At 52.1% G+C, this 12,322-nt stretch carries 9 protein-coding genes, 3 pseudogenes and 1 riboswitch; of the genes and pseudogenes, 4 read left to right on the top strand and 8 right to left on the bottom strand.

All coding sequences use genetic code 11. The annotated features are described in order from the left end of the window. Nucleotides 1–47: 47 nt before the first annotated feature. From ptsH to cysZ, 3 genes are all read right to left on the bottom strand, one after another. Nucleotides 48–272 (bottom strand): phosphocarrier protein Hpr, encoded by a 225-nt coding sequence (gene ptsH, locus JZM30_RS08630; RefSeq protein WP_252318354.1) that lies wholly within the window; start codon nucleotides 270–272, stop codon nucleotides 48–50. A gap of 401 nt (nucleotides 273–673) precedes the next feature. Then, a complete protein-coding gene (gene cysK / locus JZM30_RS08625) occupies nucleotides 674–1,642 on the bottom strand; it encodes a cysteine synthase A (RefSeq protein WP_252318353.1) in 969 nt (322 codons plus the stop codon). A gap of 131 nt (nucleotides 1,643–1,773) precedes the next feature. After that, complete coding sequence (gene cysZ / locus JZM30_RS08620; protein WP_252318352.1) at nucleotides 1,774–2,544, bottom strand: sulfate transporter CysZ; 771 nt, start codon at nucleotides 2,542–2,544, stop codon at nucleotides 1,774–1,776. A gap of 237 nt (nucleotides 2,545–2,781) precedes the next feature. On the opposite strand from cysZ, the gene zipA reads away from it, so the two are divergent. After that, the gene (gene zipA, locus JZM30_RS08615) at nucleotides 2,782–3,738 is read left to right on the top strand and encodes a cell division protein ZipA (protein ID WP_252318351.1); all 957 of its coding nucleotides are present in this window, start codon (nucleotides 2,782–2,784) and stop codon (nucleotides 3,736–3,738) included. A 69-nt stretch (nucleotides 3,739–3,807) separates the two neighbouring features. After that, nucleotides 3,808–5,055: pseudogene (yjeH, locus tag JZM30_RS08610) on the top strand (L-methionine/branched-chain amino acid transporter). A 53-nt stretch (nucleotides 5,056–5,108) separates the two neighbouring features. Here the strand turns inward: yjeH and ubiK are convergent. Beyond that, entirely contained in the window at nucleotides 5,109–5,390 is a 282-nt protein-coding gene (gene ubiK, locus JZM30_RS08605) for a ubiquinone biosynthesis accessory factor UbiK (protein ID WP_252318350.1), read from the bottom strand. A gap of 193 nt (nucleotides 5,391–5,583) precedes the next feature. Then, nucleotides 5,584–5,786, top strand: a riboswitch (FMN riboswitch). A 139-nt stretch (nucleotides 5,787–5,925) separates the two neighbouring features. Between ubiK and ribB the strand changes: the two genes are divergently transcribed. Beyond that, on the top strand, nucleotides 5,926–6,579 hold the full coding sequence (gene ribB, locus JZM30_RS08600; RefSeq protein WP_252318349.1) for a 3,4-dihydroxy-2-butanone-4-phosphate synthase: 654 nt from the start codon (nucleotides 5,926–5,928) through the stop codon (nucleotides 6,577–6,579). Between the two features lie 54 nt (nucleotides 6,580–6,633). Here ribB and tehB read toward each other — a convergent pair. From tehB to JZM30_RS08585, 3 genes and pseudogenes are all read right to left on the bottom strand, one after another. Next, nucleotides 6,634–7,507: pseudogene (gene tehB / locus JZM30_RS08595) on the bottom strand (SAM-dependent methyltransferase TehB). Nucleotides 7,508–7,970: 463 nt separating this feature from the next. Then, nucleotides 7,971–9,614, bottom strand: a complete 1,644-nt coding sequence (fumA, locus tag JZM30_RS08590; protein ID WP_252318348.1) for a class I fumarate hydratase FumA — start codon at nucleotides 9,612–9,614, stop codon at nucleotides 7,971–7,973. A 402-nt stretch (nucleotides 9,615–10,016) separates the two neighbouring features. Beyond that, a pseudogene (locus tag JZM30_RS08585) lies at nucleotides 10,017–10,846 on the bottom strand (LysR family transcriptional regulator). A 164-nt stretch (nucleotides 10,847–11,010) separates the two neighbouring features. Here JZM30_RS08585 and JZM30_RS08580 point away from each other — a divergent pair. Then, nucleotides 11,011–11,514 (top strand): multidrug/biocide efflux PACE transporter, encoded by a 504-nt coding sequence (locus JZM30_RS08580; RefSeq protein ID WP_252318347.1) that lies wholly within the window; start codon nucleotides 11,011–11,013, stop codon nucleotides 11,512–11,514. Between the two features lie 5 nt (nucleotides 11,515–11,519). On the opposite strand, the gene JZM30_RS08575 is transcribed toward JZM30_RS08580, so the two are convergent. Beyond that, complete coding sequence (locus JZM30_RS08575; protein ID WP_252318346.1) at nucleotides 11,520–12,224, bottom strand: DNA-3-methyladenine glycosylase family protein; 705 nt, start codon at nucleotides 12,222–12,224, stop codon at nucleotides 11,520–11,522. Nucleotides 12,225–12,322: the final 98 nt, after the last annotated feature.

The raw sequence follows: 12,322 nt of genomic DNA, 5'->3' as shown, positions 1-12,322 counted from the left end.
GAAAAGCCTGCCGATTACTCAGGTTCGGCCATCAGCTTAACCAGATGTTAAACGGCTTTTTGCTCGTCTTCACCTTCTGCGGAAAGGGTAACGACAGTGCCTTGCGTCAGGCCAAGGGTCTGAAGCTTGAACAAACTTTTCGCGCTGGCACTTTTTCCGTTGGAGGTGACGGTAATTTCGCTGGTAAATCCTTTGGCTTCTTTAACAAACTGAGCCGCAGGACGGGTGTGCAGGCCATTCGGAGCGGTGATAGTAACTTCTTGCTGGAACATTCTGTTTTCCCCAACTATGGTTTGGATTCGTGTTGTGGAACTAAAGTTTAGTGTATTTACCGAACTTTAGTCTGTTAGGTCAGCCCCATTTATGTTACGGGGTCGCCTTTGATGCGGAAAGGTAAGGACGAAACGCCTTCCCTGAATATATACGTCAAATAGCACCGTATTCCAGCCCAGTGTCAGATGGCCTTGCTGCCTCTGTGGTAAAAAACGGGGACATTGCCATCAGTAGGAACAGGGTACGATGTTACGGTTATTAATTTCGCGCATCAAAATAATTGTTTGATTAAATACTAAACCTGGACAAAAAAAGCAATCATTGATGGGTATAAACTTTGAACTTGACCACAAAAAAAGCACCTGTGAAGGTGCTTTTATGCTGTCAATGTAACGAAGGATTACTGCTGCAATTCTTGTTCTGTGAACAGATCGGCAAACAGCGCAGTACTGAGATAACGCTCACCGGAAGAGGGCAGAATCACCACGATAGTTTTGCCTTCAAACTCGGGCTCTTTCAGCAAATTCAGCGCGGCAGCCACAGCAGCACCGGAAGAGATACCAGCCAGAATACCTTCTTCTTCCATCAGGCGACGTGCGGTTGAAATCGCATCCTCGTTAGAAATGCGCTCAACGCGATCCACCAGAGCAAGATCGAGGTTACCCGGAATGAATCCTGCGCCGATCCCTTGGATCTTGTGCGGGCCAGGCTTGATCTCTTCGCCAGCCAGCGCTTGGGTGATCACCGGTGAATCAACGGGTTCAACCGCGACAGTTGTGATAGCTTTGCCTTTGGTTTTCTTGATAAAACGGCTGACGCCAGTCAACGTACCGCCGGTGCCGACACCGGAGATAAACACGTCGACTTCACCATCGGTGTCTTCCCAGATTTCCGGGCCGGTGGTTTTTTCGTGAATTTCCGGGTTAGCCGGGTTGCTGAACTGTTGCAGTAACAGGAAGCGGCTCGGGTCGCTGGCAACAATCTTTTCTGCCTTGGCGATGGCCCCTTTCATGCCTTTCGCACCTTCGGTCAGTACCAGTTTGGCGCCCAGCGCTTTCAACAGTTTGCGCCGCTCAATGCTCATGGTTTCTGGCATGGTCAGGGTTAATTTGTACCCGCTGGCAGCAGCGACATAGGCCAGAGCAATCCCGGTGTTACCGCTCGTCGGTTCCACCAGTTCAACGCCGGGTTTTAATACGCCGCGTTTTTCTGCATCCCAAATCAGGTTCGCACCGATACGGCATTTGACGCTGAAGCTAGGATTGCGCGATTCTACTTTTGCCAGAATACGTCCATTACCGACGCGGTTCAGGCGAACCAGCGGCGAGTGGCCGATGGTGTAGGAGTTATCTTCATAGATTTTGCTCATGGCCAGTCCTTATAACTGTATGAAATTTTTACCAACAAGATAGAGCATACTCACTCCGTCCTTTCAGGGAAGGAAAGAATTGCTATATCGTTATGTTCTTAAGAAATATCTTTTCATTACAGTCGGAAAAACTATCGCGTTCCCGCTGATACCGAGAGATGACGATACCGATCCACCCACAATGCGGTTGCGCCACAGACGGCGACCGGCATCACCACCAAATTCAGGAACGGCACCAGCGTAAACACACTGACCAGCGTGCCGAACTGCAAGTTATTGAGTTTATGACGCCGCAATGCTTCGCGCATGGTGGGAAAGCTGATTTTGTGATTGTCGAAGGGATAATCGCAATATTGAATGGCTAGCATCCAGGCGCTAAACCCGAACCACAGCAGCGGTGCCACGGTTTGTCCGATACCGGGAATAAGATACAACAGCAGCAGCACGATGGCGCGCGGCAGGTAATAGGCGAGTTTCTGCACTTCGCGCTTCATGATCCGCGGTATATCTTTGACCATGCCCATAAAGCCGCTGTCCGGCAGGGCCTTTCCGGTCAGCCGCGCTTCAAGCTGTTCGGCCAGCAGGCCGTTAAACGGTGCCGCGATAAAATTGGCAATGGTGCTGAAAAAATAGCCGAATACCAACAGGATAGATATGACAGCGAGCGGCCATAGCAGGTAGCTTAACCATTGCAGCCACTCTGGCACATGCCCCATCAGTTGGGCAATCCAGTCACCCATGCGGGAAAACAGCCACCAAAAGGCACCGCCCATCAACAGCACATTGAGCAGCAGGGGAACGATGACAAAACACCATATGCCCGGCAGCGACATCAGTTGCCAACCTTGTGCGAAATAGTAAATGCCTGAACGCGGTGGCGTAGCGGGGGACGGGGTTACCATGACATCCTGTTCCTCATTGTGGGGTGATCCGGATCGTTTGTGTGATCTGCATCATATCGGGATGATTTTCTGCTGACCAGTGACCCTTTGGACGAAAAAAAAGCAAAAAAGTGCGCCCGGTATATCTTTATTCCTATAAAATACTGCGCAGGCTTGCACTTGTGTACGCAGGCAAATAGAGTTAGGGGTATGAAAAAGTTGCCGCGGTGGCAATAAATTGAATTAACTGGGATAGCAATGATGCAGGACTTGCGTCTGATATTAATCGTTGTGGGCGCGATCGCTATAATTGCGCTACTGCTTCACGGCTTGTGGACGAGCCGTAAAGAGCGCTCGTCCCTTTTTCGTGACCGTCCGGTGAAGCGCCTTAAGCAAAAGCAGAAGCGAGAAGAGGCTGCGCCGCTTGAGGAGCTTGATGAAGGGGTCGGCGAAGTCAGAGTCACACGGACTCGTACGCAGGAAGAACCTGCATTTGGTTCGTTCAGTGAGCCTGCGCCGCCGCCTGCATCCTCATCGCCTTTCGCTTCTGCTGCCGAACACGTTCGTACCGATTACGATCCGCTGTTAGGCGCGACCACCGCGCCGCAATCTGCACCTGAGGTGCATGTCGATCGCGTTGCGCAGGAGACTCGCCCCGCACATGCTGCAAACGTTGCGCCTGTACAACCAACGCCTGTTGAACGTGCACCGCACCTTGAAGAGCAGGCCGCGGAGCAAGACTTGCCTGAGCGAGATGCTGACCAGCCACAAGTGCAAAGCGCAAGCAGCGCTGCGCAAGAAACCGTGCTGGTACTGCACGTTGCCGCTCATCAGGGCAGTATCATTGGCGGTGAAGTGCTGTTGCAGAGCGTATTGCAGGCCGGCTTCCAGTTCGGTGAAATGAATATTTTCCATCGTCATATCAATCCTGCGGGTGCAGGCCCGGTGCTGTTTAGCCTGGCCAACATGGTGAAACCCGGATCTTTCAGTATCGACGACATGGCCGATTTCTCTACGCCGGGCGTCTCCATTTTCATGATGGTGCCCTCCTACGGTGACGCAAGCCAGAATTTCAAACTGATGCTGCAATCTGCGCAGCGCATTGCTGACGACGTCGGCGGAGTAGTACTGGATGATGAGCGTCGTTTAATGACGCCGCAGAAAGTCGAGGCTTACAAAGGCGGTATTCGCGATGTACTGCGGGCTAATGGGTAGACGTGATTTTGTAACCACAAAGCCTCCTACATGGAGGCTTTGTTTTTTTAGGGGATAGGGTGGACTGACGTGGCGAGTAGCAATGGGTTAAAGCAGGATCTGGGCGTGGTTCAGGGAGTGGGGCTGCTTTCCACTTCGCTACTGGGAACTGGCGTGTTTGCGGTGCCAGCTATTGTGGCGCAACTGTCGGGTAATGACAGCCTGTGGGCTTGGCCGCTGCTGATTGTGTTGGTGTTTCCGATTGCCATTCGCTTTGCCGCGTTAGGACAGCATTTTCCCAATGCCGGTGGGGCAGCCCACTTTGTCAATCTGGCGTTTGGCCCGCGCCTGGCACGCGTGACCCGCTGGCTGTTTCTTTCCGTGATCCCCTTGGGGTTGCCTGCTGCGTTGCAAATTGCCGCTGAGTTTTGGGCGCCGTTTATCGGCCATAGCAGGGTAGTCATATTGGTCGTGCAAATGTTGACGCTGATCGCCATTTGGCTGCTCGGGTCACGCAGTGCGGGCTCAAGTGCTTCCATTCAAACGGGCATTGCCGTACTGGTGCTGCTGGTCGCTGCCATTTTGGGGGGGAGAGATTGATCCCACGCATATCGCTTGGACTGCGCTGAGTACCCTCTCTTGGCCGAACACCTTTGATTCACTTGCCGTGATGTTTTGGTGTTTTGTTGGACTGGAAGCGTTTGCTCACCTCTCTACCGAGTTTTGTAACCCAGAGCGTGATTTTCCTCGGGCTTTGATGATCGGCATGCCGATTGCTGGCATCTTTTATTGGGGCTGTACCGTCGCGATTTTGCAGTTGAACGTCTATGGTAATGATATCGCTCCGACCTCACTGCTGTTGAGTATAGTCGCAGATTTGTTTGGTAGCGAATGGATCTATTGGGGAGCCTGCCTGATTGGCTATCTGGCGTGCTTTGCCAGTGTGAACATTTATACGCAGGGTTTTGCGCGACTGGTGTGGTCACAGGCAGCACCGGGGAGTCGCTTGGGACGACTTTCACGTGCCCAAGTTCCCCTTAGCGCACTGTCGGCGGTGGTGCCTTGTAGCATGTTTGTTGCCTGCTGATTTACTGGCTGTCACTGCCATTATCGACGTTGATTGTTTACGCCAACGGTATTTTTGTTCTGGTTTATCTGCTGTGCATGCTGGCAGGGTGTCGGCTGTTGAAAGGTCGGGCCCGCCTGATGGCGGTTATCGGCAGTGTGTTGTGCTGCGCACTGTTGGTGATGGTAGGGGCTAAATAGCTCTATGCACTGATTATGCTGGCAGTGCTGTGGTGGTTACCGCATAAATCACAGCAACTGGCAGCAGAATAATCGCTGCTGCACCGGCCCTCGGGTGGCCGGTGCCCGCGATGAGGTCGTACCGCCTACGAGGGCTGCTGTTCAGAAGTAGCGGTTTTTTCTGCGCCCAGCTTGTCTTCCAACTCGCTCAAACGCTGTTCCAGCCGCGCCAGTTTTTCACGAGTGCGCAGCAGAACCTGCGTTTGCACATCGAACTCTTCGCGGTTTACCAGATCCAGCTTGGTAAACTGTGCTTGCAGTACCTGGCGAATTTTTTTCTCGGCGTCTTCGCCCAGCTCACGTATACCTTTCGGCATGGATTCATGCACCTGACGTGCAATTTGCTCAATCTTTTTCGGGTCAATCATGCCGTTTTCCTGCTCGGTTTCTGGTATCTGTACTGTCAGTGTAATGCGTGAATGAAAAGGGATAAACCAAAACTCGCCTTGTAATGCTTTGTGTCGGATTTCTAAAGAAAATTTTTACCAATAGGCCAGCAGATGTCACATTTTATCCATTGCGCTAATTACCCCGCTCAGGCAATAGGTTATAGTTATCACGCTTACTTCTCAGGGCGGGGTGTAATTCCCCACCGGCGGTAAACCAGACAGCGCAGGGTGCTAAAACATCGTGCTTTCGTCTGGAAGCCCGCGAGCGCTCGCCGTAACGTTATCAATAATTTATTATCGATTTACGTGGTGAGGTCAGCAGATCCGGTGAAATTCCGGGGCCGACGGTTATAGTCCGGATGGGAGAGAGTAACGGTATCCTGTTGGGCATATGCCCACTCGCGTTATTTTGTTAGTCATTGCCAGGTGCGCATTGAACAGCATCTGTTGTAATGGTTACTCCTCAAGCTCGCCCTGGTTCTGGTAATCCATAATAAACATGAGGTTTTTTACCATGAATCAGGCATTACTTTCTGAATTTGGCACGCCATCTGAACGCGTTGAACGTGCGCTTGAAGCGCTGCGTCAAGGCGTTGGTGTTATGGTGTTGGACGACGAAGACCGTGAAAACGAAGGCGACATGGTTTTTGCCGCCGAGAACATGACCGTTGAGCAAATGGCGATGACCATTCGCTACGGTAGCGGCATCGTCTGCCTGTGCCTGACTGAAGAGCGCCGCCGTCAATTGGAACTGCCCATGATGGTGGAGCACAATACCAGCCATTATCAAACCGGCTTTACCGTCACCATCGAAGCTGCTGAAGGTGTGACAACCGGTGTGTCTGCGGCTGACCGTATGACAACCGTTCGCGCCGCCATTGCTGATGACGCTCGTGCAAGCGATTTGAATCGCCCTGGGCACGTCTTCCCGTTGCGCGGTCAACCGGGCGGCGTACTGACTCGCTGTGGTCATACCGAAGCGTCTATCGATCTGGCAACGCTGGCAGGGTTCAAACCGGCCGCTGTGCTGTGTGAGCTGACCAATGATGACGGTTCCATGGCGCGTGCGCCGGAAGTGATCGTCTTTGCTAAACAGCACGGCATGCCGGTACTGACCACCGAAGATTTGGTCGCCTACCGTCAGACAGCAGAACGTAAAGCGAGCTGATCGTTCTCTTCTCAGGCCGGTGATACCGGCCCTTAAAAACGCAGCCAGTGCATGTTACGCGTTCGGCTGCGTTTTTCTTGCCAGTAAGGTGGCGAAGCGCAGTTTGATGCGGTTGCCGTTCTCGTCGGTTTTATGCAATTCACCCACCTCTTTCGTTGTATTTCAGGATATCCCACCCGGAATAATACTCACGCAATTCATTGTGCTGGAAGGTGAAGGAGAAAGGCAGTGGGCAGGAGAAATCCTCGGTGGACATGGCCGCCACGATCAGGTTATAGCCACCCTCTACGGTGCACTCCTGCATGTTATGCACGATGAAAGGAATGCGCTCGCGTTCCAGAAACATCAACACCACGGTGGATATGATAAGGTCAAACTGTTCGTCTAACGCGGCTTTGTTGATGTCGTACAGGCTGGCGCGAATGCCGGAGAGGTTTTCGCTGCTGATGATTTCTTTCAGTGACGAGATGCTGTTGAGGTTTTTGTCATACGCAGTAACGTCAAATCCGCACAGGTTCATGTAAAGGGCATTTCTGCCTCCACCGCAGCCAAGATCGAGCGCTTTGCCAGCCGGTATTTGCGCCAGTGCGGCCACTACTTCGGAATGGGTTGCCGTCAGGCCATATTTTTTAGCGTAATAATCTTCGGCGGTGCAGTAAAACGCTAACTGGCACTCCAAATCCGCTGAGGCACTGACGATCCGGTGCCGGGCTTGCGGTTCAACAAACGGTGGCTGATTCTGTTCTGTAAACTGATAAGTCTCAATCACCGAGCCATCTTCATGCGGCATGGCGAACGTCAGCTATCCTTTCAGGACGGTCAACTTTGCCCAGGTACCCACTTGCGTATTGTGTTTTTCTTGAAACGCGGCGGGCAGCGTCTGTGCATTCCACTGCGGCAGGGTTTTATAACAGATCAGGTTTTGCATCATACACCTCGGAGAGCTTATACATTCTTATCGCGTTTTACCGCGTTGCGGGTAGTTTATAAAGCTCATCAAAGAATAGCTATAAAAATGTATTTAAAATACATCTTTTGTGGCGGGGCATACTATGTGGGGTTGACGTTCCACATCGAATAACGCTGAAGAATAAGATGGCGCAAGGATGAGCCGCATGGATGCGGCGAAAGCTCCCGTCGCGTCGGGAGCGGTCCGTCCGTCGACAGCTTTTTCTGAAGGCACCGCGAAGCGGCGTTATTCCGCAAAAAGCGCTGGGTCACGGGGTGTGGGCGACTGCACACCCCGTGTCGGGCGCGTGCCACGCGGTTAGCAGATAGAGGCGAACTGGTTCGCGCACGAAATATGACGCCTATGTCTGCATAAAGATCCGCTCATCCCGGCGTTACCCGTTTCCTCCGCGCCATTCAACGCGGGTTAACCTCAAAAGACATTACGCGCAGCGGTTACACTTATTGGACTGGATCACCTGAAAGAAATCATTCCCCTTGTCATCCACCAGAATGAACGCCGGGAAGTCTTCCACTTCGATTTTCCAAATCGCTTCCATACCCAGTTCGGGATATTCAACGCAGGTCAGGCTCTTGATGCTGTTCTGCGCCAGAATCGCTGCTGGGCCGCCAATGCTGCCGAGATAGAAACCGCCGTGTTTATGGCAGGCGTCGGTCACCTGTTGGCTGCGGTTACCCTTCGCCAGCATGATTTTGCTGCCGCCGTTAGCCTGCAACAGATCAACGTAGGAGTCCATGCGTCCTGCGGTGGTTGGCCCTAACGAACCAGAAGCATAGCCTTCCGGCGTTTTGGCTGGGCCTGAATAGTAAATCGGGTGATCTTTGACGTACTGCGGCAATCCTTCACCGTTGTCAATGCGCTCTTTGAGTTTGGCGTGAGCAATATCGCGCGCCACAATGATTGTGCCTGACAGGGAGAGACGCGTGGAAACCGGATACTGAGACAGCGTTTTCAGGATTTGTTCCATCGGTTGGTTAAGATCAATCTTGACCGCTTCACCTTCTCCTGCCTCACGCAGATGCTCAGGAATGTATTTACCAGGATTCTGCTCTAGCTGTTCCAGCCAGATGCCGTCACGGTTGATTTTCGCCTTGATGTTGCGGTCAGCGGAACAGGAAACGCCCATGCCAACTGGGCAGGAAGCGCCGTGACGCGGCAGACGAATAACGCGGATATCGTGAGCGAAATATTTACCGCCGAACTGCGCACCTAATCCCAGATCCTGTGCGGCTTTCAGCAGCTCATTTTCCAGTTCGACGTCGCGGAAGGCTTGCCCATGTTCATTGCCGCTGGTCGGCAGAGCGTCATAGTATTTGGTGGAAGCCAGCTTCACGTTTTTCAGCGTGCTTTCCGCTGAAGTACCGCCGATAACAAAGGCAACGTGGTACGGTGGGCAGGCTGCGGTGCCCAGTGAGCGCATTTTTTCTATCAGGAAATTTTTCAGTTTTTCCGGCGTCAGCAGCGCTTTGGTTTCCTGATAAAGGTAGGTCTTGTTGGCGGAGCCGCCGCCTTTGGTGACAAACAGGAATTTGTATTCCGCCCCTTCCGTACTGTACAGGTCGATTTGGGCCGGTAGGTTGGTGCCAGTATTGACTTCCTTGTACATATCTAGCGCAGCGTTCTGTGAATAGCGCAGGTTATCTTCAATAAAGGTGTTATACACGCCGCGGGACAGCGCTTCAGCATCATTGCCGCCCGTCCAGACCTGCTGGCCTTTTTTACCGACGATAATCGCCGTACCGGTATCCTGGCAGGTCGGCAAAATGCCCTTGGCGGCAATTTCCGAATTGCGCAGGAATTGCAGCGCCACGTATTTGTCGTTTTCACTCGCCTCAGGGTCGTGGAGGATATCTGCCACTTGCTGTTGGTGAGCTGGGCGCAGCATAAACGATGCATCATGGAAGGCCTGTTGTGCCAGCAGGGTTAATGCCTGCGGGTCGATCTTCAGGATCTCTTGACCTTCAAACTGGGCGGTGGAAACAAAATCGCTGCTGATCAGGCGATATTGGGTGTTGTCTTTGCTTAGCGGAAAAGGTTCTTGATAATAAAATGGTTTATTCGACATGTTTTCTCACTTGCAACAAATTAAAAGAAAGATTCAGTATTCCTTGGAAGACTTTTTGTCTTGCATATGGTTATCATTTTTATTGGAAAATATTCGTTTATGCTGTAGCACAATTATCCTGACCATGGTAGGGGTTTCTGGCATTACGTACCACTTTGGTATATCACAGTTTTTGCATCCAATCGGCGGGTTTTTACATCCTGGGCGATAAAAAAACGCAGTGAAAATGGTAAAAAAAAGCAATAATGCGCCGTGTAGGCATTGATGCTTATTATATTGTGTAACTTGTTTAATAAAAATAAGTAAATTTATCGGCTTGTTTTCCATTTAAATAATGTGGTTTTTTATCGCGCCAATATGAAAATAGTGGGTCTGTAGCAATCTATCAAGGTCTTATCTATTTCAAGACGATGTCGGATCTTTTTGCATCAGCAAATTATCAATCATCCAAAACCCTGCCGGTCCTGGCGGATACTGTTTTGACCACACTACATCCATTTCAATCAGTTGCGACCAACCAGCGTGGCAGGATGCTCCAGCCAAACCCCTGTTCTGCCATTTCTAGCAGCATAAGGTAAGAGGGGGGCAGACCAGATAATGCCTTCTTTTGGCTGGCGTTCTGTGCGCGTATAGGTATTCAGATAAAGCTGGCGTACCGTCGCCAACTGCTGCGGTGAGACAGACTGTTGCTGCGCCAATGCATGCTGTGCGGCAACAAAGATGGCCATTTCAGTTTTTACGTGTAGCCGTGAGGCGCTGATTTCTGTCGGATAGTGTGGTTGGGTACGAATCACCCCCATGTGTGCTCGCTGCGCCTTAAGCAGGTCGATGGCATCTTCATCCTCGGCGGTCAGACACTCGAACTCGATATAAGGAAAGCGGGCAGAAAAGGTGTGCAGCAAGGGATCGTAATGCGCCGCTTTCCACATATCCGACAATACAAAGGTCAGACGTGGCTCAATACGGTTAGCCAGACGGACCGCCAGCGCATCCAGTGTGTCGCTGGCAGCAAGAATGGCCTCTACGTGCACGCGCACCTTATGACTATCATCCGTCAGTCGCGGCTGGTGCCCGGAACGATCGAACAGCACCAGTCCGAGATCGGCTTCTAGGTTGGCAATGGCCGCGCTCACGGTGGACTGGCTTTTACGTAGCTGACGCGTTGCGGCTGAAAAAGAGTCGGTTTGCGCGGCGGTAACAAAGGCAATCATGGATTCGGGAGAATAGCGCATCACCGCTCTCTTCTTAAGTCCATCGCTTTTATCGATGGATATTAATTCCATTCTTCCAGTAATAACGATATATCCTGCTATCGTCAAGCGGTGTGAGGTCTTCTCCACCGCCTGTTTTGTTAATTGACCCAATACCAAATTGATGAATAAAAGTGTGGTGATGTATGCAATCTAACGCAGCAAAGAGACAAACAACCGCGGTACAGCGCCGAAGCGTGGGTGAGCGTGTGTTTCATGCTGTCGGCTATGAAGTGGTTGCCCTATTGATCACGGCACCCATTGGTGCCTGGCTGTTTAGTAAACCGCTATTTTCCATGGGCGCATTGGCGATTATGCTCTCCAGCATCGCCATGGTGTGGAATATCATCTACAACGCCCTGTTAGACCGCCTGTGGCCAGTATCTCGCGTGGCGCGCGGTGCTAAAGTAGTGCGTATCTTGCACGGATTAGGTTTTGAGGGCGGCTTTATCCTGAGTGGTTTGCCCGTCGCGGCCTGGATGCTGGGACTTACGCTGTGGCAGGCGTTGATGGTCGAGATCGGCTTTTTCCTGTTTTTCCTGCCGTATACCGTGGTGTATAACTGGGTATATAACAAACTGCGCGCCCGGTTTTGGGCGCGCAGAGACGGTGAGCGCGGGGGGTCGCCCGCCGCATCACGCCCCCATTAATGCCATCATCCTTTGCGGTTGCTGGTTTTCAGGCGGCTTTTGAAATCGGCGTAGTCTGGCATCATCGGGCTGCGCCACAAATACCAGGCGGCGACGGTGCGAAATGGCTGACACGGTAGGCTGAGTTCCGCCAATTCACGGCGCGTGGGTATCGCATCGCGCTGATGCAAATAGCATAACCCTAAGCGGATGCCGAGATCGTGCAGTGGCATAATGTCCACTCGTTCCAATCCATAAATCAGGTACATTTCGACTGTCCAGCGGCCAATGCCTTTCAACGTCGATAACCGTTCGATAAGTGTGTCGTCGTCCATGGTTAGCGCCTGTTCTCGCGTAGGCGCCAAGCCGTCTCGTGCACCGTGTGCAATCGCGTGCAACGTTTCTGCCTTGCTCGTAGAGAAGCCGTATTGGCGCAGTGCGTCTTTCTCACTGGCAGCAATCTGCTCAGCGGAAGGGAATACCTGTCCGTCAGGACTAAACGCGTCCAACAGGCGGCGGATCATGGCATCACCTGCGCGGGTGGTGAGCTGTTGGTAAGCCACGGCACGCATTAGCACTTCATAGGGTTCACGATGCGGGTGCGTTTGGTGCTGACATTCGCCGATGTGGTCCAACTGTGCTTGCCAGCGTGGCCCAAGCGTGCGCAGATGTTCACATGCCAGATGCACGCTATGCGCCGAGTTCCATAATACTGGCTGCGGGTGTGACATACTTGATCCTGAACGTGAGAGAAAAAGGGGGGCTTTCAGCATAAAAGAGTGAATCAGGGTTGTCACCCTGCGATGCGCTTCTGGAATGAGAAAGCAAG

This window comes from Candidatus Symbiopectobacterium endolongispinus, from assembly GCF_018777385.1.
Taxonomy (GTDB): Bacteria; Pseudomonadota; Gammaproteobacteria; order Enterobacterales; family Enterobacteriaceae; genus Symbiopectobacterium; species Symbiopectobacterium endolongispinus.
Note: the sequence above shows the minus strand (reverse complement) of the source record. Positions and strands in the feature narration are given on the sequence as shown.